This is a genomic window from Bacteroides luhongzhouii (genome assembly GCF_009193295.2).
Lineage (GTDB): Bacteria > Bacteroidota > Bacteroidia > Bacteroidales > Bacteroidaceae > Bacteroides > Bacteroides luhongzhouii.
The window spans coordinates 645294-666009 of record NZ_CP059973.1 but is presented as its reverse complement, the minus strand read 5'-3'; the positions used below and the strand labels follow the sequence as shown (position 1 = coordinate 666009).

Below are 20716 nucleotides of genomic sequence, written 5' to 3'. Positions count from 1 at the left end.
ATAAAGTAATAAATAATAATGGGAGCAAGAAAAAAAATATCGGCTGAAAAAAGAAAAGAAGCCCTTAAGACCATGTATTTTGCAAAATTGCAAAATGTTCCTACTTCTCCACGTAAGATGCGTCTGGTTGCAGATATGATCCGTGGTATGGAAGTGAACAGAGCACTTGGTGTTTTGAAATTTTCTTCAAAAGAAGCTGCTGCAAGAGTGGAAAAATTGCTTCGCTCTGCAATTGCTAACTGGGAACAGAAAAACGAACGTAAAGCAGAAAGCGGTGAGCTGTTCGTAACACAGATTTTTGTTGATGGTGGAGCTACACTCAAAAGAATGAGACCAGCACCACAGGGTAGAGGTTATAGAATTCGCAAACGTTCAAATCACGTAACATTGTTCGTTGGTGCTAAAAGTAATAACGAAGATCAAAATTAAGGTAGATGGGACAAAAAGTTAATCCAATAAGCAACCGTTTAGGAATTATCAGAGGATGGGATTCTAACTGGTATGGTGGAAATGATTACGGTGATTCTTTGCTGGAAGATAGCAAAATCCGTAAATATCTTAATGCAAGACTTGCAAAAGCAAGTGTATCAAGAATCGTAATTGAACGTACGCTGAAGCTCGTTACTATTACTGTTTGTACTGCTCGCCCGGGTATTATTATCGGTAAAGGTGGCCAAGAAGTTGATAAGTTAAAAGAGGAGTTGAAGAAGGTTACCGACAAAGATATTCAAATCAATATCTTTGAAGTGAAAAGACCGGAGCTGGATGCTGTGATTGTTGCTAATAACATCGCTCGCCAGGTTGAAGGTAAAATTGCCTATCGCCGTGCCATCAAGATGGCTATCGCAAACACAATGCGTATGGGTGCTGAAGGTATCAAAATTCAGATTTCAGGACGTTTGAATGGAGCTGAAATGGCTCGTTCTGAAATGTATAAAGAAGGAAGAACTCCGTTGCACACTTTCAGAGCTGATATCGACTACTGTCATGCAGAAGCATTGACTAAAGTAGGTCTTCTTGGTATCAAAGTTTGGATTTGTAGAGGTGAAGTGTTTGGTAAGAAAGAATTGGCTCCGAACTTTACACAAAGCAAAGAAAGTGGTCGTGGAAACAATAGTGGAAACAACGGCGGAAAGAACTTCAAAAGAAAGAAAAATAATCGCTAAACGAATTTGAATTTTAGGAAACTATGTTACAACCGAAAAAGACAAAATTCAGAAGACAACAAAAAGGCCGTCAGAAAGGTAATGCCCAGAGAGGTAACCAGCTGGCCTTTGGTTCTTTTGGCATAAAGGCTTTGGAGACTAAGTGGATTACAGGCCGTCAGATCGAAGCTGCTCGTATTGCAGTAACAAGATATATGCAACGTCAAGGACAGATCTGGATCCGTATATTCCCGGATAAACCGATCACTAGAAAACCTGCCGATGTACGTATGGGTAAAGGTAAAGGTGCTCCAGAGGGATTTGTGGCTCCTGTGACTCCGGGTAGAATCATTATTGAAGCTGAAGGAGTATCTTACGAAATCGCGAAAGAAGCATTGCGCTTAGCTGCTCAAAAGCTTCCTATTACAACGAAGTTTGTCGTAAGACGTGATTATGATATTCAAAATCAAAATGCGTAAGTGTTATGAAAATTGCAGAAATTAAAGAAATGACTACTAATGATTTAGTAGAAAGAGTAGAGGCGGAAACAGCTAATTATAACCAAATGGTTATTAATCATTCTATTTCTCCTTTGGAAAATCCTGCTCAAATCAAACAATTACGCAGGACTATTGCGCGTATGAAAACAGAATTGCGCGAAAGAGAACTTAACAATAAATGATCAGCTTGATGGAAGCAAGAAATTTAAGAAAAGAAAGAACAGGGGTTGTATTGAGCAATAAGATGGATAAGACCATCACAGTTGCTGCCAAATTTAAGGAAAAACACCCTATATATGGTAAGTTCGTTAGTAAAACGAAGAAGTACCATGCTCACGATGAAAAGAATGAATGCAATATCGGTGATACTGTAAGCATCATGGAAACTCGTCCTTTGAGCAAGACTAAAAGATGGAGATTAGTAGAAATAATTGAAAGAGCTAAGTAATTATGATACAAGTAGAATCCAGACTTACAGTATGTGATAACAGTGGAGCGAAAGAGGCGTTGTGTATCCGCGTTTTGGGTGGTACAGGCCGTCGTTATGCTTCAGTGGGGGATGTCATTGTAGTTTCAGTGAAGAGTGTTATCCCTTCTAGTGATGTTAAAAAAGGTGCAGTATCAAAGGCTTTGATTGTACGTACAAAGAAAGAAATCCGTCGTCCTGATGGTTCTTATATACGTTTTGATGATAATGCTTGCGTGTTGTTGAATAATGCAGGTGAAATTAGAGGTAGTCGTATTTTCGGTCCTGTAGCAAGAGAACTTCGTGCTACAAACATGAAAGTTGTGTCACTTGCGCCTGAGGTACTTTAATTTGTAAAAGATTTAAGTAATGAGTAAATTACATATTAAAAAAGGCGATACAGTTTACGTAAATGCTGGCGAAGATAAGGGCAAAACTGGTCGTGTATTGAAGGTTCTTGTTAAAGAAGGACGTGCGTTTGTAGAAGGTATCAATATGGTATCTAAAAGCACAAAACCGAATGCTAAGAATCCGCAAGGTGGTATTGTGAAGCAGGAAGCTTCTATCCACATTTCAAACTTGAACCCGGTTGATCCAAAAACTGGTAAAGCAACGCGTATTGGGAGAAAAAAGAGTTCGGAAGGAACTTTAGTGCGTTATTCTAAAAAATCAGGAGAGGAGATTAAGTAATGAGTAATACTGCTAGTCTTAAGAAAGAATATGCAGAGCGTATAGCACCTGCATTGAAATCACAGTTCCAGTATTCTTCTACAATGCAGGTACCCGTACTTAAGAAGATTGTTATCAATCAAGGGTTAGGTATGGCTGTTGCTGATAAGAAGATTATCGAAGTTGCAATCAATGAAATGACAGCTATCACAGGTCAGAAAGCTGTAGCTACCATTTCTCGTAAAGATATTGCAAACTTTAAGTTACGTAAAAAAATGCCGATTGGTGTTATGGTAACTTTACGTCGTGAAAGAATGTACGAATTCCTTGAAAAATTGGTTCGTGTAGCTCTTCCTCGTATTCGTGACTTCAAAGGTATCGAAAGTAAGTTTGATGGTAAAGGTAACTATACCCTTGGTATTCAGGAGCAAATCATTTTCCCTGAAATAAATATCGATAGTATTACAAGAATTCTCGGAATGAATATTACCTTTGTAACTTCTGCGGAAACAGATGAAGAAGGTTATGCTTTGCTGAAGGAATTCGGTTTACCTTTTAAAAACGCTAAAAAAGACTAATAGATATGGCAAAGGAATCAATGAAAGCACGTGAAGTAAAACGTGCTAAATTAGTAGCCAAATACGCCGAAAGAAGAGCTGCTTTGAAGCAAATCGTAAGAACAGGTGATCCTGCTGATGCTTTTGAAGCTGCACAGAAGTTGCAAGAGTTGCCAAAGAATTCTAATCCGATTCGTATGCACAACCGTTGCAAACTGACTGGACGTCCTAAAGGTTATATTCGTCAATTCGGAATTTCGAGAATTCAATTCCGTGAGATGGCATCTAACGGACTGATCCCAGGCGTAAAAAAAGCAAGCTGGTAATTATTGTTTAAATATTGTCAGGGTAGTCCTGATTAATTTAATTTATTTTTATATGACTGATCCAATAGCAGATTATTTAACGAGGTTGCGGAACGCGATTGGTGCAAAGCACAGAGTTGTTGAAGTTCCCGCTTCGAATTTGAAAAAAGAAATCACTAAGATTCTTTTTGAAAAAGGCTACATCCTTAATTATAAGTTTGTAGAAGATGGTCCTCAAGGAACTATTAAGGTTGCCTTGAAGTATGATTCTGTTAACAAAGTTAACGCAATCAAAAAGTTAGAAAGAATATCTTCTCCGGGTATGCGTAAGTATACTGGTTACAAAGATATGCCGCGTGTTATTAATGGGCTGGGTATTGCTATAATATCTACTTCCAAAGGTGTTATGACTAACAAAGAGGCTGCAGAACTGAAGATCGGTGGTGAAGTCTTGTGTTATGTATATTAATTAGGAGGAATTAGAATGTCAAGAATAGGAAAATTACCCATTAGTATCCCTGCTGGAGTGACGGTCACTCTGAAGGATAATGTGGTTACCGTAAAGGGACCCAAAGGCGAAATGAGCCAATATGTGAATCCTGCTATCAATGTTGCTATTGAAGACGGACACGTAACTTTAACAGAAAACGATAAAGAAATGCTTGATAACCCGAAGCAAAAACATGCTTTCCACGGTTTGTATCGTTCATTGGTTCACAACATGGTTGTGGGTGTATCTGAAGGATACAAGAAAGAACTGGAACTTGTTGGTGTAGGTTATCGTGCTTCTAACCAAGGTAACATCATTGAGCTTGCTTTAGGTTATACACACAATATTTTCATTCAATTACCTGCTGAGGTAAAAGTTGAAACGAAATCTGAAAGAAATAAGAACCCTCTTATTATATTGGAATCGTGTGACAAACAATTGCTTGGTCAAGTTTGCTCTAAAATACGTTCTTTCCGTAAGCCTGAACCATACAAGGGTAAAGGTATTAAGTTTGTTGGCGAAGTAATTCGTAGAAAGTCTGGTAAATCAGCCGGCGCTAAGTAATTCATATAAAATTAGATTATTATGACAACAAAAATAGAAAGACGAGTTAAGATCAAATATAGAGTACGCAACAAGATTTCAGGTACTACTGAATGTCCGCGTATGAGTGTATTTAGAAGTAACAAGCAAATTTATGTCCAGATTATCGATGATCTTTCTGGTAAGACACTGGTTGCTGCTTCTTCTTTAGGTTTGACTGAGAAAGTCGCTAAAAAAGAACAAGCTGCTAAAGTTGGTGAAATGATTGCTAAAAAGGCTCAGGAAGCAGGTATAACTACTGTTGTTTTCGACCGTAATGGTTACTTGTATCATGGGAGAGTAAAAGAAGTGGCTGATGCTGCTCGTAACGGTGGACTTAAATTTTAATCATTATGGCAGGAGTTAATAATAGAGTTAAGATTACTAACGATATAGAACTGAAAGATAGATTGGTTGCTATTAATCGTGTTACTAAAGTTACCAAAGGTGGTAGAACTTTTAGTTTCTCTGCAATCGTTGTTGTAGGTAACGAAGAAGGTATCATTGGTTGGGGACTTGGTAAAGCAGGTGAAGTAACAGCTGCTATCGCTAAAGGTGTTGAGTCAGCTAAAAAGAACCTGGTGAAAGTGCCTATTTTGAAAGGTACTGTTCCTCATGAACAATCAGCTAGATTTGGTGGTGCTGAAGTATTCATCAAACCTGCATCTCACGGAACCGGTGTTGTAGCTGGTGGTGCTATGCGTGCTGTATTGGAAAGTGTTGGTGTTACTGACGTTTTGGCTAAATCTAAAGGTTCTTCAAATCCGCACAACCTTGTTAAAGCTACAATCGAAGCTTTGAGTGAAATGCGTGATGCAAGGATGGTTGCTCAGAACAGAGGTATTAGTGTTGAAAAAGTATTTAGAGGATAAGGAGGAGATATGTCAACTATAAAGATTAAACAAGTTAAAAGTAGAATTGGTGCTCCAGCTGATCAGAAAAGAACTCTTGATGCACTGGGACTTCGTAAACTGAACCGTGTGGTTGAACACGAAAGCACTCCTTCAATTCTTGGAATGGTAGATAAAGTAAAACACTTGGTTGCCATTGTTAAGTAATTATTTGTTGAATAATAAAACGAAATTACAATATGAACTTAAGTAATTTAAAACCTGCAGAGGGATCTACTAAGACAAGAAAAAGAATTGGACGTGGAACTGGTTCTGGCTTAGGCGGTACTTCTACAAGAGGTCATAAGGGAGCTAAATCAAGATCTGGATACTCTAAGAAGATCGGTTTTGAAGGTGGTCAGATGCCTCTTCAACGTCGAGTTCCTAAATTTGGTTTCAAGAATATCAATCGTGTAGAATATAAAGCCATCAATCTGGATACTATCCAGAAACTTGCTGAAGCTAAGAGTTTGGCAAAAGTTGGTGTAAACGACTTTATCGAAGCAGGATTTATTTCTTCAAATCAGTTGGTAAAAGTATTGGGTAACGGAACTCTGACTAACAAGCTGGAAGTAGAAGCTCATGCATTCTCTAAGACTGCAACTGCTGCTATTGAAGCTGCTGGTGGAACTGTAGTAAAACTCTGATTCAATGAGAAAAGCTATTGAAACATTAAAGAATATATGGAAGATTGAGGATCTGAGACAACGGATCCTCATCACCATATTGTTTGTGGCAATTTACCGTTTCGGATCATATGTCGTATTACCGGGTATCAATCCGGCAATGCTGGCAAAATTGCACGAACAAACAAGTGAAGGCCTTTTAGCCTTGTTAAATATGTTCTCTGGAGGAGCATTTTCTAATGCCTCTATTTTTGCATTAGGAATCATGCCTTATATCTCTGCATCTATCGTAATTCAGTTATTGGGAATCGCTGTACCGTATTTCCAGAAGTTGCAACGCGAGGGTGAGAGCGGCAGAAGAAAGATGAATCAATATACTCGTTACTTGACGATTGCTATATTGTTAGTTCAGGCCCCTTCTTATTTGCTCAATCTTAAAATGCAGGCTGGCCCTTCCTTAAATGCTTCATTAGATTGGACTCTGTTTATGGTTACCTCTACCATTATTTTGGCAGCAGGTAGTATGTTTATTTTGTGGCTTGGTGAAAGAATTACTGATAAAGGTATTGGTAACGGTATTTCATTTATCATCTTGATTGGTATTATCGCTCGTTTCCCTGATGCTTTGTTGCAGGAAGTTGTATCCAGAGTAGCAAATAAGAGTGGTGGTCTGATTATGTTTATAATTGAAATCGTATTCTTATTGTTAGTGATTGGTGCTGCTATTCTTTTGGTGCAAGGTACAAGAAAGATTCCTGTACAGTATGCAAAAAGAATCGTTGGTAACAAGCAATATGGTGGTGCTAGACAGTATATCCCTTTAAAGGTGAATGCTGCCGGTGTTATGCCTATCATCTTTGCTCAGGCAATCATGTTTATTCCAATTACGTTTATCGGCTTTTCAAATGTAAATGATGCAGGCGGTTTCTTGCATGCGTTTACAGATCATACAAGTTTCTGGTATAATTTTGTCTTTGCGGTAATGATTATATTATTTACGTATTTCTATACTGCAATTACAATTAATCCGACTCAGATGGCTGAGGATATGAAGAGAAATAATGGTTTCATCCCTGGTATTAAACCGGGAAAGAAAACAGCAGAGTATATTGATGATATAATGTCTCGTATCACTTTGCCGGGTTCTTTCTTCTTGGCTTTAGTTGCTATTATGCCTGCTTTTGCCGGTATATTCGGAGTGCAAGCAGGATTCGCTCAATTCTTCGGCGGTACATCTTTGTTAATTCTTGTAGGTGTTGTTCTTGATACTCTGCAACAGGTTGAAAGTCATTTGTTGATGAGACATTATGATGGTCTGTTGAAATCGGGTCGTATTAAAGGACGCGCTGGTGTAGCGGCATATTAATTCTTTAGATTAGAAATGATATTTCTTAAAACAGAAGATGAAATAGAATTGCTCCGTCAGAGTAACCTGCTTGTTGGTAAAACTCTTGCAGAGGTTGCCAAATTGGTGAAGCCTGGTGTAACTACACGTGAGTTGGATAAAGTTGCTGAAGAGTTCATTAGAGATCATGGGGCAACTCCAACTTTCAAAGGATTTCCGAATCAATACGGAGAACCGTTTCCCGCATCTCTCTGTACTTCTGTTAATGAACAGGTGGTACATGGAATCCCGGGGGATATCGTACTGAAAGATGGCGATATCGTATCAGTGGATTGCGGAACTTACATGAATGGTTTTTGTGGTGATTCTGCTTATACCTTTTGTGTAGGAGAGGTAGACGAAGAAATTCGTAACTTGTTGAAGGTAACTAAAGAAGCGTTATATATTGGCATTCAGAACGCAGTGCAAGGCAAAAGAATCGGAGATATCGGATATGCTATTCAGCAATATTGTGAATCTCATTCTTATGGTGTAGTGCGTGAGTTTGTTGGTCATGGCATTGGTAAGGAGATGCACGAAGATCCTCAGGTTCCTAATTATGGTAAAAGAGGATATGGACCTTTGATGAAAAGAGGCCTTTGCATAGCGATAGAGCCGATGATAACATTGGGAGACCGACAAGTGATTATGGAACGTGACGGATGGACTGTGAGGACCAGAGATCGTAAATGTGCTGCACATTTTGAACATACGATAGCTGTTGGAGCTGGTGAAGCTGATATTTTGTCTTCATTCAAATTCATAGAAGAAGTTTTAGGAGATAAAGCAATATAATATGGCAAAGCAATCTGCAATAGAACAAGATGGAGTTATAGTTGAAGCATTGTCAAATGCAATGTTTCGTGTTGAATTAGAAAACGGACATGAGATTACTGCACATATTTCAGGTAAGATGAGGATGCATTACATCAAGATCCTGCCGGGAGATAAAGTGAGAGTCGAAATGTCTCCTTACGACTTATCGAAAGGAAGAATTGTGTTTAGATATAAATAAAATAAGATATGAAAGTAAGAGCATCATTAAAGAAACGCACGCCAGAATGTAAGATCGTTAGACGTAATGGCCGTTTGTATGTTATTAACAAGAAAAATCCTAAGTATAAACAACGTCAAGGATAATTTGTTATTTTTGCAAAAAAAATAATTTAGTATATGGCTATAAGAATAGTTGGTGTAGATTTACCTCAGAACAAAAGAGGTGAAATTGCGTTGACCTATGTATATGGAATAGGTCGCAGTAGTTCAGCAAAAATTTTAGATAAAGCTGGTGTAGATAAAGATCTGAAGGTTAAAGACTGGACAGATGATCAGGCTGCTAAGATTCGTGAGATTATCGGTGCAGAGTATAAAGTAGAAGGTGATCTTCGTTCTGAAATCCAATTGAACATTAAGCGATTAATGGATATTGGTTGCTATCGTGGTGTACGTCACCGTATTGGTCTGCCTGTTAGAGGTCAGAGCACTAAGAACAATGCACGTACTCGTAAGGGTAGAAAGAAAACCGTTGCTAATAAGAAAAAAGCTACTAAATAATAATTGTTGATATGGCAAAAAAAACAGTTGCAGCTAAAAAGAGAAATGTGAAAGTAGACGCTAATGGACAGTTGCATGTTCATTCATCTTTCAACAATATTATTGTTTCTCTTGCAAATAGTGAAGGGCAGATTATCTCTTGGTCATCTGCTGGTAAAATGGGATTTAGAGGTTCTAAAAAGAATACTCCTTATGCAGCTCAGATGGCTGCCCAGGATTGTGCAAAGATTGCATTCGATCTTGGCCTGAGAAAGGTAAAAGCATATGTGAAGGGTCCAGGTAACGGACGTGAGTCTGCTATTAGAACTATCCACGGTGCTGGTATCGAAGTTACTGAAATCATTGACGTGACTCCGCTTCCACATAATGGTTGTCGTCCTCCGAAAAGACGTAGAGTTTAATTTACCTTTAACTTACACAATGATCTTGATTTTGTTTTTGGATTACATTAATTTCTCTCTGTAATCGCGGCTGCAACAAATTGAGTTCATGAATAAACAATTAAATATTTAAAAGAAATGGCTAGATATACTGGACCAAAATCAAGAATCGCCCGTAAATTCGGTGAAGGAATCTTTGGAGCTGACAAAGTTTTGTCAAAGAAGAACTATCCTCCCGGACAACATGGTAATTCAAGAAAAAGAAAAACTTCTGAATATGGTGTGCAACTTCGTGAAAAACAGAAAGCTAAATACACCTATGGAGTTTTAGAGAAACAATTCCGCAATTTGTTTGAAAAAGCAGCTACTGCTAAAGGTATTACCGGTGAGGTACTCCTTCAATTGCTGGAAGCCCGTCTTGACAACGTAGTATTCCGTTTGGGTATTGCTCCTACACGCGCTGCTGCTCGTCAGTTGGTTAGTCACAAGCACATCACTGTAGATGGTGAAGTAGTAAACATTCCTTCATTTGCAGTAAAACCAGGACAATTGATTGGTGTTCGTGAAAGATCTAAGTCTTTGGAAGTAATTGCTAATTCTCTTGCAGGTTTCAATCACAGCAAGTATGCTTGGTTGGAATGGGACGAGGCTTCAAAGGTTGGTAAAATGTTGCACATACCTGAAAGAGCAGACATTCCTGAGAACATTAAAGAACATTTGATCGTTGAATTGTATTCTAAATAATAATTAATTTCATGGCGATATTAGCATTTCAAAAACCTGATAAAGTATTAATGTTGGAGGCGGACTCCAGATTCGGTAAATTCGAATTCCGTCCGTTGGAACCGGGTTTTGGTATTACTGTAGGTAATGCATTACGCCGTATCCTTCTTTCTTCATTAGAGGGTTTTGCTATCACTACTATCAGAATCGATGGTGTGGAGCATGAATTTTCTAGTGTACCTGGAGTAAAAGAGGATGTTACCAACATTATCTTGAATCTGAAACAAGTGAGATTCAAGCAAGTAGTTGAAGAGTTCGAGAGCGAAAAAGTGAGCATCACTGTCGAGAATTCCAGTGAATTTAAAGCAGGTGACATAGGTAAGTATTTGACTGGATTTGAAGTGTTAAATCCGGAATTAGTTATTTGTCATTTAGATTCTAAGTCAACTATGCAGATTGATATTACCATTAACAAAGGCCGTGGATATGTACCTGCTGATGAAAATCGCGAGTATTGCACGGATGTTAATGTAATTCCAATCGACTCTATTTATACACCGATACGTAATGTCAAGTATGCTGTAGAAAACTTCCGTGTAGAACAGAAGACTGACTACGAAAAGCTAGTGCTTGAAATTAGTACCGACGGTTCTATACATCCGAAAGAAGCGCTGAAAGAAGCTGCAAAGATTCTGATTTATCACTTCATGTTGTTCTCTGACGAGAAAATCACGCTTGAAAGTAATGATACTGATGGCAATGAAGAGTTTGATGAAGAAGTGTTGCATATGCGTCAGCTGTTGAAAACTAAACTCGTTGATATGGACTTGTCAGTTCGTGCCCTCAATTGCTTGAAGGCTGCTGACGTAGAAACTCTCGGCGACTTGGTACAGTTCAACAAAACTGACTTGCTGAAATTCAGAAACTTCGGAAAGAAATCGCTTACCGAGCTTGATGATTTGCTGGAAAGTCTGAATCTGTCGTTTGGAACCGACATTTCTAAATATAAATTAGATAAAGAATAAAAAATGAGACATAATAAAAAATTCAATCATTTAGGTCGTACTGCTTCTCATAGAAGCGCTATGTTATCTAACATGGCTTGCTCTTTGATCAAGCACAAAAGAATCACTACGACTGTTGCAAAGGCGAAAGCTTTGAAAAAGTTTGTTGAGCCTTTGATTACTAAGTCTAAAGAAGATACAACGAACTCTCGTCGTGTTGTATTTAGCAACTTGCAAGATAAGATTGCAGTAACAGAGTTATTCAAAGAAATCTCTGTTAAGATTGCTGATCGTCCGGGTGGTTATACTCGTATCATCAAGACTGGTAACCGTTTGGGTGACAACGCAGAAATGTGCTTCATTGAGTTGGTGGACTACAATGAAAATATGGCTAAGGAAAAAGTTGTTAAGAAAGCTACTCGTACTCGTCGTTCGAAGAAGGCTGCCGAAGCTGCTCCGGCTGCTGTTGAAGCTCCTGCAACTGAAGCTCCTAAGGCTGAAGAACCGAAAGCTGAATCAGCTGAATAATTTTACAATTATTCTTATAGATATAAAAAAGGCTACCTGTGAGGGTAGCCTTTTTTGTTTGTTTGCCGTTTACTAATACTAAGATACATTAAAATATATCCTAATTAAACTTTTCATAGAGAGAATCTGTTATATTTGCAAGTGAATATGGCAAAATTTGTAAAGGTGATATTGTTTCTGTTGCTGACAGTTGCTTTTCATAGCATAGCAGGCAATGTTTCTGCCGAAAAAACGGTGGATAAGCAGGAGTGTGATATTACATATGCTATGGGACAGCGTGGGGAAATCTGTGCACCGGACCTTCCGGGTAAGCCTGTGGCTGAATTGACCAATTTACAGAGCCATCAGATATCTGTGACACGTATTCAACGTGTGCAGCTTGGAGAATATTTCTTTTCTTTAAAGAATGTGTTACAAGGTTGTGCTGATCGTGAGAATTCACTGACACAACATTGGGGGCGGATTTATGATACAACGACTTCCTATTACTGCCAGCCATCAAGTGAATACTATGTATACACTTTGAGGCGTATAATTATTTAGAAGTATATTTATTGGTATTGCTTATTTTGTGGTTACTGGTATCTTCTGTATACTGGTGACATCACTTCTTTTATCTTTATATTTTTACTAATAAATTAAACTTTAAATATTATGGCAACTACTCAAACGATTGATGCTACTATATTTGCATCTACACACCCCGATATCGCTAAACGTATAAGTGTTTCAGGAGTTTTAATTTCTTCTGTAATGTTATTGATCGGTATTTTAGCTTTTGCTTCAACATTCGAATTGGATGACAGGTCTTCTACGGTTAGTATGGCTTTAATGGTTTTGGGAACAGGTTTATTCCTTATGGGAATTTTCCGTCTCTTTTGGAAATCAAAGGAGGTTATTTATTTGCCAACAAAAAGTGTGGCTAAAGAGCATAGTGTTTTCTTTGATTTGAAGCATATGGATGTTTTGAAGAATCTAGTGAATTCGGGCTCATTCTCTGTTGATTCGAAAATAAAAAGTGAGTCTAGTGGTAATATACGTATGGACGTGATACTTTCTGCTGATAAAAAGTTTGCAGCTGTACAGTTATTCCAATTTATACCTTACACGTATCAGCCAATAACATCGGTGCAGTATTTCACCAATGAAGAAGCTTCAGCGGTAGTAGCTTTTCTGTCAAAAAGTAAAATGCAGTAAATGTCTATCTATAAGACCTGTTTGATTTTGTTTTTTCGACACATTAAAAACCATGTAGTTTGAAACTTTATATAGAGTTTGCTGCTACTAAATAAAACAGGTTTTAGATGTTGCTGTAAAAGATAACTTTGATTTTCATACAAAAATGGGGATTAGTCGTTAATGACGGCGATTCCCATTTTTTTCATTAAGAAGCAAGCGTTCATGTTTTGAGCAACTCCGTTTTTCATTTGATATGAGAAGGTGAGCTCATTGTTTGTAATGTCAGCTTCGAAACAGTAATTCCGGATATTTTGTGGGAAAGACTCTATTAAGGTTCCTAATAACAAGTCATGGGTAGCGATGATACCATTGGCATTCATGTGCATGAATTGTTTGATAAGGGCGAAAGAGCCTTTTTGTTTATCCATGGAGTTTGTGCCTTTCAGTATTTCATCAAGAATGATGAAAAGTTCTTCTCCGGCTTCAAGTTTGTCTATGATTAATTTGAGCCGCTTAAGTTCTGCAAAGAAATAAGATTCGTTGTCAGCTAGGGAATCACTGGTTCGGAGACTGGTAACGAGGCGTGCTGGATATATTTTCATTTGCTTTGCCCAAACGGGGGCTCCAATACATGCCAGTAGATAGTTTACTCCTACGGTACGTAGATAAGTACTTTTGCCTGCCATATTGGCACCTGTGATTATAATAAAGAAAGGACGTTTCTCAATGTCTATTCCGTTGCGCACACATTTGTTGCGATCCATTAAAGGATGTCCCAGAGATTCAGCTTGTAGGTGGAAAGATTGAGCGGTGATAGTGGGGTAGATATAATCCGGATGATTATATGCGAATGTTGCCAGGGAGCAATAGGCATCTATTTCTCCGATTGTTTCTATCCAGCGGGGTAGGTCGGATGCGTGCATTTCTTTCCACTTCTCGATTCGCATCACCTGGCGTAGCTCCCAAAATATCAGTCCGTTGAGTATAGTGCTCATTAGCAGATTGCTTCGTTGGTCGAGTGCGTTCATCAGTTTAGAAAGCTGGCGGACGGCTTGAGAAGCGGTTTGATTTTGACTCGTAAGGTCCGTTTTTAACTCTTGCAGTATATGGCTGTGCATTTCTTTTTGTTCAGTGAGCAGAATTTGGTCAGCATATGTCGAAAGAATCTGCAGCTTTTCTCCGTAGATTGTTTGCAGTTTCGTGATTCCTTTAGAGAAAATAGTGCTGAATAATACAAAGCTGACAAATACTCCTCCTGCAATGTTAGCCGATATAATTCCCCCAATGGCTAGACTTATGCACAAGAAATTAATAACTGTTACCGCTATTGGAAGGATGCGCAAGAGTGTGCGTTTTCGATAATAACTCGGACTGGCTGCCCATTCTTTGATTTCGGTGGTATCGGCAGGCTTTCCTTTATAGAGTAATCCAAGTAAGCGGATTTGTTGGCGATATTCCAAATCGGTGGAGAGTTCCCGGATCGCTTCCTGACGGTGTTCAATAGCCTCCTTCTTTTCCAGATGTACATTGAACCAGTTTGCGAGATGCTGCTTGCCGATAGGAGTTGCGGTCCGGTTAATGTATTGGAAAAGAGAGAATTCGCCAAATACGTCTAAATCAAGAGTATAGAGGTGAGATGGATTTATGAACTCTTTTCCATCATCAAAATCAGAAAAATCATATTGCATGGCACGTAGTTCCTGCTCATTGATTTCTATTTTCTTTTTCAGAAAGTCTTTCCGGTAGAACCAGAAATTATGGCGTTTTACTAACCAAATGAATAAGATAAAGGGCAGGATAGCCACTGCAGAGAGACATAGCCAACCGTCAGACCAAAAGATAATGGCATTTGCTACGGCTCCTACAAATAAGATAAGTCGGAGAAGGCTTATATAATAGATACGTTTCCGTGCCTTCTGTAACTCCAGCTCTGTTTTCTGAATGATTTGCTGATATGTGGTAATGACCTGTTCTAGTTTTTCCATGACAAATTTAAATCTTTTGCACAAAGGTAATATAATTCATAACGGTCGGGATAGGAGCTTGTTTTTGTCAAGAGTAGATTTACTGTTTATTAACGGAAGTAGGAAGAAGTGCCCCTGAATTGTAACTCATCTTGATAATGTTGTTGTTAACTGGAAGAAATTTTCAATATTTCTTTTCTCATTCTTGCATTTATCCGCTAAAATTTATAACTTTCCACTCGAAAAGGCGTTAGACAGGAAAGGAGGATGCTTATGAAGAAAGGATGTATCTTATGTTTGCTGATAAGCGTGATTAGCCTTCCGTTAATTGCGCAGAATATTATTTATTCCAACCTGAAAGAGTTACTGACTCAACATGGTGATACCACTACTGTGTTGCGTGTAGAAAAACGTTCCAAAAATCAGATCGTATTAACAGGAGGGGCTGATTACCGGATCACGGCCGGTGATGACGAGTCGATGTGCCGGCGTTTGAAGAAGCGTTGTTTTGCAGTGCGTGACGAAAAAGGAAATTTATATTTGAACTGTCGTAAGTTGCGCTATAAGAAGTTGCGTTTTGGAGCATGGTATGCTCCTGCTGTTCAGTTAGGTAAAAACATTTATTTTTGTGCAATGCCTTTAGGCTCGGTTATCGGAGGTAACTTTGTGGAAGAAGATGATGTAAAACTGGGAGGGAATATAGGCGATGCTCTTGCCGCTTCAAGTCTGGTTACAAAACGTGTTTGCTATGAATTGAATGGTGAAACAGGAAAAGTCGACTTTTTGGGGAAAGACAGAATGCTGCAATTATTGAAGAATTATCCGGAACTGAGACAAGCATATTTGAAAGATGATAGTCAGGAGGCAAAGCATACTTTTAAATATCTGTTAGAGTTGCAGAATAAACAAAAGGAGTAATTCCATTCATTTCGGTTGGCATACTATGAAAGGCCCTATCAATAATACAATCACCTGTATAATGATATTATTGAGATGTGGGTTACTATCCATTTTGAGAAAACAGCCTGTCTTCGTGCTTGTATAGAAGCATAAGAGAGTTTTGGCATTGCTTGTGTCTTGTCCTACTATCAAACTGTAAATGTAACAATACCTTTCTGATAATAAATCTGTCAATTCTCTTGTCTTTTATCTTCTTTTTTTCTATCTTGCGAAGAGTTATAAGACTGTATTGCTTACAGTTTGTAATCCTTAATTCTGTTTATTATGAGAATAACTCTTGGCAACACACTACCTCCTTATCCGGATTTTGTAGAAGGTATCCGGAGAGCTCCCGACCGTGGTTATACACTTACCCCGGCGCAGGCAATCATAGCATTAAAAAATGCTTTGCGTTATATTCCTAACGAGTGGCACGAACAACTGGCTCCTGAATTTATGGAAGAGCTACGCACTCGCGGACGGATTTACGGATACCGTTTCCGTCCTGCCGGCGACTTGAAGGCAAAGCCGATTGACGAATACCGGGGACAATGCATTGAAGGCAAGGCTTTTCAAGTAATGATTGATAATAACCTTTGCTTCGATATAGCACTGTATCCTTACGAATTAGTTACTTACGGTGAAACCGGACAAGTCTGTCAAAACTGGATGCAATATCAGCTGATAAAACAATACCTCGAAGAACTTACCCAAGAACAGACGCTGGTTATTGAATCCGGACATCCATTAGGGCTTTTTCGCTCCCGTCCCGATGCTCCCCGCGTTATAATAACCAATTCAATGATGATCGGGCAATTCGACAATCAATATGATTGGCATATTGCTGCTCAGATGGGAGTTGCCAATTACGGGCAAATGACCGCAGGCGGTTGGATGTATATCGGCCCTCAAGGAATTGTACATGGAACTTTCAATACCCTCCTCAATGCCGGGCGATTGAAACTGGGTATTCCACAAGACCAGGATCTGCGGGGACATTTATTCGTATCTTCCGGTTTGGGAGGGATGAGCGGCGCACAACCTAAAGCGGCGGAGATAGCAGGAGCAGTCTCCATCATAGCCGAAGTAGATAGCTCGCGCATTGAAACACGCCACCGCCAAGGATGGGTGGGACACGTGACTGCGGATATAGCCGAAGCATACCAGATGGCATCTGAAGCAATGCGACGTCGTGAACCTTGCTCGATAGCCTATCATGGCAATGTCGTAGACCTGCTCGAATATGCCGAACGCGAAAGAATTCCTATTGAATTATTATCCGATCAAACCTCCTGCCATGCTGTTTACGAAGGCGGATATTGTCCTGCCGGATTAACCTTTGAAGAACGCACACGCCTTCTTCACGAATCACCGGAACAATTCCGTCACTTAGTCGATGTATCCCTGCGCCGTCATTTCGAAGTTATCGAGAAGCTCGTAGCCCGTGGAACTTATTTCTTTGATTATGGCAATTCCTTCATGAAAGCCATATACGATGCCGGAGTAAGAGAAATCTCCCGCAACGGTATTGATGAAAAAGACGGATTTATCTGGCCAAGCTATGTTGAAGACATTATGGGTCCTCAACTCTTTGATTATGGCTACGGCCCGTTCAGATGGGTTTGCTTGAGTGGCAAACATGAAGATCTGATAAAAACAGATCACGCGGCTATGGAATGTATCGACGTCAACCGGCGCGGGCAGGATCTTGACAACTACAACTGGATACGTGATGCCGAGAAGAATCAGCTCGTGGTGGGGACACAGGCACGTATTCTGTATCAGGATGCAGTCGGGAGAATGAACATAGCCCTCCGTTTCAATGAGATGGTCCGCCGGGGCGAAGTAGGTCCTATCATGCTGGGACGGGACCACCATGACGTAAGCGGAACGGATTCTCCTTTCCGGGAGACATCGAATATCAAAGACGGAAGCAATGTGATGGCAGATATGGCTGTGCAATGTTTTGCCGGAAATTGTGCCCGTGGAATGAGCCTGGTAGCCTTGCACAATGGCGGTGGAGTAGGTATTGGCAAAGCAATCAATGGCGGCTTCGGTATGGTATGTGACGGTAGCGAACGGGTAGATGAAATACTCCGTTCAGCAATGCTTTGGGATGTGATGGGCGGAGTAGCCCGTCGTTCATGGGCGCGTAATCCGCATGCGATGGAGACAAGTGAAGCATTTAATGAATCCCATGCAAGAGATTATCAGATAACAATGCCGTATGTAGCGGACGAAGAACTAATAAAGAAAATAGTCCCACATATTGTGGGAAAGTAGTCTCACAAAATAAGGGAAAATATTCTCATAAAATGAGGGAATAAATTCCCATAATATATGGAACTGTTTAAACATGCAGCTGTTTAGTATAAACCATGCCGTTATTCGATATGAAACTCGTGTGATCCGTGCCTGATAATATAAGGGCTATTTGGCAAGAGCACTTGTTTGATGTAAAACATATAGTTATTCAATTGAATATAACCTCTATAATAATAGATATTTGATATGAGTTGGAATAAAATTATTGAATGCGTACCCAATTTTAGCGAGGGACGCGATTTAGAGAAAATAGATCAGATAGTAGCCCCTTTCCGTATTAAGGCCGGAGTAAAACTGCTTGATTACAGTAATGATGAAGACCATAACCGTCTGGTTGTAACCCTTGTCGGTGAGCCGGAGGCTTTGTACGAAGCAATCGTTGAAGCGGTCGGTGTGGCTGTCCGTTTGATAGACCTGAATCAGCATACCGGGCAACATCCCCGTATGGGAGCGGTAGATGTTATCCCTTTTATCCCGATTAAGAATACCAGCATGGAAGAAGCCGTCGAACTATCTAAGAAAGTGGCCGCAAAAGTGGCCGAGAATTATCATCTTCCTGTCTTCCTGTATGAAAAGTCGGCAACTGCGCCGCACCGGGAAAATCTCGCTTCCGTCCGTAAAGGAGAATTTGAAGGAATGGCTGAAAAAATCAAACTACCCGAATGGCAACCTGATTTCGGACCTGCCGAACGTCACCCAACCGCAGGTACAGTCGCAATCGGAGCCCGCATGCCGCTCGTAGCCTACAATATCAATCTTAATACAGATAATCTGGAAATAGCTACCAAGATAGCAAAGAATATTCGTCATATCAACGGAGGACTCCGCTATGTGAAAGCAATGGGAGTGGAGCTAAAGGAGAGAAACATCACCCAGGTATCCATTAACATGACCGACTACACCCGTACTGCACTTTACCGCGCCTTCGAACTGGTGCGTATCGAAGCCCGCCGTTATGGTGTTACGATTGTTGGTAGTGAAATCATCGGTCTTGTACCGATGGAAGCCCTGATTGATACAGCTTCCTACTATCTTGGACTCGAAAACTTTTCCATGCAGCAAGTCTTGGAGGCCCGCATCATGGAATAGACGGTAAAGAAATATGTTAGAGAATATTCAATCCAAATCAGAACGGATGTTTTTACAGGGGAACGTACCTGATAAAAAACAACGGGACAGGAAGCAGAATGAATGAAACAAGAATAAACAAAGATAATTCGGATAATTTATGAGTGAAAACCTAATCATATTCAATGCCCGTATCGTAACCCCCATCGGCTTTTCCGCCCGTAAAGGAGAAGAAATGTCTCAACTGCAAGTCATAGAGAACGGAACCGTGGAAGTCACCAAAGGAGTCATCACCTACGTTGGTGAGAACCGTGGTGAAGACCGGGATGGTTACTATCAACACTACTGGCATTATAACGCTCGCGGACACTGCCTCTTGCCCGGCTTCGTTGATTCCCATACCCATTTTGTGTTTGGCGGAGAACGTTCCGAAGAATTCTCATGGCGTCTGAACGGCGAAAGCTATATGTCAATCATGGAGCGGGGAGGTGGAATTGCAAGTACCGTAAAAGCCACCCGACAAATGAACTTCCTAAAACTACGTTCAGCAGCCGAAGGTTTTCTGAAAAGAATGAGCACAATGGGTGTGACCACCGTAGAAGGTAAAAGCGGCTACGGGCTGGATCGTGAAACAGAATTATTACAACTAAAGGTAATGCGCAGCCTGAACAACACCGAGCATAAACGTGTCGATATAGTCTCCACCTTCCTAGGCGCTCATGCCCTTCCCGAAGAATATGCAGGAAGAAGTGACGAATACATCGACTTCCTGATTCGTGAAATGCTTCCCCTTGTTCGTGACGGCGAACTGGCAGAATGTTGTGATGTCTTTTGTGAACAAGGCGTTTTCTCTATCGAACAGTCCCGCCGCCTGCTTCAGGCAGCCAAGGAACACGGCTTTCTGTTGAAACTCCACGCTGACGAAATCGTCTCACTCGGTGGAGCCGAACTGGCAGCCGAACTGGCAGCATTGTCTGCCGATCATCTCCTGCACGCATCCGATGCCGGCATCCGTGCAATGGCCGATGCCGGAGTAGTAGCCACCCTGTTACCCTTGACCGCTTTTGCCTTGAAAGAACCCTACGCACGTGGTCGTGAAATGATTGACTCCGGCTGTGCGGTAGCACTTGCCACCGACTTGAATCCCGGCAGTTGTTTCTCCGGTTCTATCCCACTGACCATTGCTCTGGCCTGCATCTATATGAAAATGAGCATCGAAGAAACCATCACCGCCCTGACCCTGAACGGAGCTGCCGCCCTTCAGCGAGCCGACCGGATTGGAAGCATCGAAGTAGGCAAACAAGGCGATTTTATCGTCCTCAATTCCGACAACTATCATATCCTACCTTATTATATAGGTATGAATTGTGTAATCATGACTATTAAAGGTGGTATGTTATACCCCGTCGCTTAATAGTTGACCAACTCATTTATTAAT

31 protein-coding genes are annotated in these 20716 nt (G+C 40.3%); 30 read left to right on the top strand and 1 reads right to left on the bottom strand.

The features are described 5' to 3' along the window. Positions 1-18 precede the first annotated feature (18 nt). From rplV to GD631_RS02460, 26 genes are all read left to right on the top strand, one after another. Positions 19-429 carry a 50S ribosomal protein L22 gene (gene rplV, locus GD631_RS02585; RefSeq protein WP_004296344.1) on the top strand — a complete coding sequence of 137 codons (411 nt, stop codon included), beginning with the start codon at positions 19-21 and terminating at the stop codon, positions 427-429. Between the two features lie 5 nt (positions 430-434). Then, positions 435-1166, top strand: a complete 732-nt coding sequence (rpsC, locus tag GD631_RS02580; protein WP_004296343.1) for a 30S ribosomal protein S3 — start codon at positions 435-437, stop codon at positions 1164-1166. Positions 1167-1189: 23 nt separating this feature from the next. Then, complete coding sequence (gene rplP, locus GD631_RS02575; RefSeq protein WP_004291234.1) at positions 1190-1624, top strand: 50S ribosomal protein L16; 435 nt, start codon at positions 1190-1192, stop codon at positions 1622-1624. A gap of 5 nt (positions 1625-1629) precedes the next feature. Further along, on the top strand, positions 1630-1827 hold the full coding sequence (rpmC, locus tag GD631_RS02570; RefSeq protein ID WP_004296342.1) for a 50S ribosomal protein L29: 198 nt from the start codon (positions 1630-1632) through the stop codon (positions 1825-1827). Continuing rightward, on the top strand, positions 1824-2093 hold the full coding sequence (rpsQ, locus tag GD631_RS02565; protein WP_004296341.1) for a 30S ribosomal protein S17: 270 nt from the start codon (positions 1824-1826) through the stop codon (positions 2091-2093). Before rpmC ends, rpsQ begins: the two co-directional genes overlap by 4 nt. 2 nt (positions 2094-2095) lie before the next feature. Next, a complete protein-coding gene (gene rplN, locus GD631_RS02560; RefSeq protein WP_004296340.1) occupies positions 2096-2461 on the top strand; it encodes a 50S ribosomal protein L14 in 366 nt (121 codons plus the stop codon). 19 nt (positions 2462-2480) lie between these two features. Beyond that, positions 2481-2801, top strand: a complete 321-nt coding sequence (rplX, locus tag GD631_RS02555) for a 50S ribosomal protein L24 (protein ID WP_004296339.1) — start codon at positions 2481-2483, stop codon at positions 2799-2801. Further along, positions 2801-3358 carry a 50S ribosomal protein L5 gene (gene rplE / locus GD631_RS02550; protein ID WP_004296338.1) on the top strand — a complete coding sequence of 186 codons (558 nt, stop codon included), beginning with the start codon at positions 2801-2803 and terminating at the stop codon, positions 3356-3358. Before rplX ends, rplE begins: the two co-directional genes overlap by 1 nt. A 5-nt stretch (positions 3359-3363) precedes the next feature. Continuing rightward, complete coding sequence (gene rpsN / locus GD631_RS02545; protein ID WP_004296337.1) at positions 3364-3663, top strand: 30S ribosomal protein S14; 300 nt, start codon at positions 3364-3366, stop codon at positions 3661-3663. Between the two features lie 52 nt (positions 3664-3715). Next, complete coding sequence (gene rpsH, locus GD631_RS02540; protein ID WP_004296336.1) at positions 3716-4111, top strand: 30S ribosomal protein S8; 396 nt, start codon at positions 3716-3718, stop codon at positions 4109-4111. Between the two features lie 15 nt (positions 4112-4126). Further along, positions 4127-4696, top strand: coding sequence for a 50S ribosomal protein L6 (gene rplF / locus GD631_RS02535; RefSeq protein WP_004296335.1), 570 nt, complete (start codon positions 4127-4129; stop codon positions 4694-4696). A gap of 21 nt (positions 4697-4717) precedes the next feature. After that, a complete protein-coding gene (gene rplR / locus GD631_RS02530) occupies positions 4718-5062 on the top strand; it encodes a 50S ribosomal protein L18 (RefSeq protein WP_143259181.1) in 345 nt (114 codons plus the stop codon). A gap of 5 nt (positions 5063-5067) precedes the next feature. After that, positions 5068-5586, top strand: coding sequence for a 30S ribosomal protein S5 (gene rpsE, locus GD631_RS02525; RefSeq protein ID WP_004296333.1), 519 nt, complete (start codon positions 5068-5070; stop codon positions 5584-5586). A 9-nt stretch (positions 5587-5595) separates the two neighbouring features. Then, entirely contained in the window at positions 5596-5772 is a 177-nt protein-coding gene (gene rpmD, locus GD631_RS02520; RefSeq protein WP_004296332.1) for a 50S ribosomal protein L30, read from the top strand. Positions 5773-5804: 32 nt separating this feature from the next. Then, on the top strand, positions 5805-6251 hold the full coding sequence (gene rplO / locus GD631_RS02515) for a 50S ribosomal protein L15 (protein ID WP_044655423.1): 447 nt from the start codon (positions 5805-5807) through the stop codon (positions 6249-6251). Positions 6252-6255: 4 nt separating this feature from the next. Then, complete coding sequence (secY, locus tag GD631_RS02510; protein WP_004296330.1) at positions 6256-7596, top strand: preprotein translocase subunit SecY; 1341 nt, start codon at positions 6256-6258, stop codon at positions 7594-7596. Between the two features lie 15 nt (positions 7597-7611). Further along, positions 7612-8409: a type I methionyl aminopeptidase gene (gene map, locus GD631_RS02505; protein ID WP_004296329.1), complete on the top strand. Its 798-nt coding sequence runs from the start codon at positions 7612-7614 to the stop codon at positions 8407-8409. Position 8410: 1 nt separating this feature from the next. Continuing rightward, positions 8411-8629 carry a translation initiation factor IF-1 gene (gene infA / locus GD631_RS02500; RefSeq protein ID WP_002558052.1) on the top strand — a complete coding sequence of 73 codons (219 nt, stop codon included), beginning with the start codon at positions 8411-8413 and terminating at the stop codon, positions 8627-8629. Positions 8630-8637: 8 nt separating this feature from the next. Next, the gene (ykgO, locus tag GD631_RS02495; protein WP_002558051.1) at positions 8638-8754 is read left to right on the top strand and encodes a type B 50S ribosomal protein L36; all 117 of its coding nucleotides are present in this window, start codon (positions 8638-8640) and stop codon (positions 8752-8754) included. 33 nt (positions 8755-8787) lie between these two features. Then, on the top strand, positions 8788-9168 hold the full coding sequence (gene rpsM, locus GD631_RS02490; RefSeq protein ID WP_004296328.1) for a 30S ribosomal protein S13: 381 nt from the start codon (positions 8788-8790) through the stop codon (positions 9166-9168). An 11-nt stretch (positions 9169-9179) separates the two neighbouring features. Further along, entirely contained in the window at positions 9180-9569 is a 390-nt protein-coding gene (gene rpsK, locus GD631_RS02485) for a 30S ribosomal protein S11 (RefSeq protein WP_004296327.1), read from the top strand. 117 nt (positions 9570-9686) lie between these two features. Next, on the top strand, positions 9687-10292 hold the full coding sequence (gene rpsD / locus GD631_RS02480; RefSeq protein ID WP_143259180.1) for a 30S ribosomal protein S4: 606 nt from the start codon (positions 9687-9689) through the stop codon (positions 10290-10292). An 11-nt stretch (positions 10293-10303) separates the two neighbouring features. Next, positions 10304-11296, top strand: a complete 993-nt coding sequence (locus GD631_RS02475) for a DNA-directed RNA polymerase subunit alpha (RefSeq protein WP_004296325.1) — start codon at positions 10304-10306, stop codon at positions 11294-11296. A 3-nt stretch (positions 11297-11299) separates the two neighbouring features. Then, positions 11300-11803, top strand: a complete 504-nt coding sequence (gene rplQ, locus GD631_RS02470) for a 50S ribosomal protein L17 (protein WP_143259179.1) — start codon at positions 11300-11302, stop codon at positions 11801-11803. 147 nt (positions 11804-11950) lie between these two features. Then, positions 11951-12346 (top strand): DUF8440 family protein, encoded by a 396-nt coding sequence (locus GD631_RS02465; RefSeq protein ID WP_143259178.1) that lies wholly within the window; start codon positions 11951-11953, stop codon positions 12344-12346. 111 nt (positions 12347-12457) lie between these two features. Next, entirely contained in the window at positions 12458-13000 is a 543-nt protein-coding gene (locus tag GD631_RS02460) for a DUF8460 domain-containing protein (RefSeq protein WP_143259177.1), read from the top strand. 152 nt (positions 13001-13152) lie between these two features. On the opposite strand, the gene GD631_RS02455 is transcribed toward GD631_RS02460, so the two are convergent. Continuing rightward, positions 13153-14967: a MutS family DNA mismatch repair protein gene (locus GD631_RS02455; protein ID WP_143259176.1), complete on the bottom strand. Its 1815-nt coding sequence runs from the start codon at positions 14965-14967 to the stop codon at positions 13153-13155. 252 nt (positions 14968-15219) lie between these two features. On the opposite strand from GD631_RS02455, the gene GD631_RS02450 reads away from it, so the two are divergent. The 4 genes from GD631_RS02450 to hutI all read left to right on the top strand — a co-directional run bounded on the left by GD631_RS02450 (position 15220) and on the right by hutI (position 20692). After that, a complete protein-coding gene (locus GD631_RS02450) occupies positions 15220-15864 on the top strand; it encodes a DUF6563 family protein (RefSeq protein WP_185911558.1) in 645 nt (214 codons plus the stop codon). A 306-nt stretch (positions 15865-16170) separates the two neighbouring features. After that, positions 16171-18168 carry a urocanate hydratase gene (locus GD631_RS02445; RefSeq protein WP_143259174.1) on the top strand — a complete coding sequence of 666 codons (1998 nt, stop codon included), beginning with the start codon at positions 16171-16173 and terminating at the stop codon, positions 18166-18168. A gap of 228 nt (positions 18169-18396) precedes the next feature. Next, on the top strand, positions 18397-19299 hold the full coding sequence (gene ftcD / locus GD631_RS02440) for a glutamate formimidoyltransferase (protein ID WP_143259173.1): 903 nt from the start codon (positions 18397-18399) through the stop codon (positions 19297-19299). A 139-nt stretch (positions 19300-19438) separates the two neighbouring features. After that, a complete protein-coding gene (gene hutI, locus GD631_RS02435; RefSeq protein ID WP_143259172.1) occupies positions 19439-20692 on the top strand; it encodes an imidazolonepropionase in 1254 nt (417 codons plus the stop codon). Positions 20693-20716: the final 24 nt, after the last annotated feature.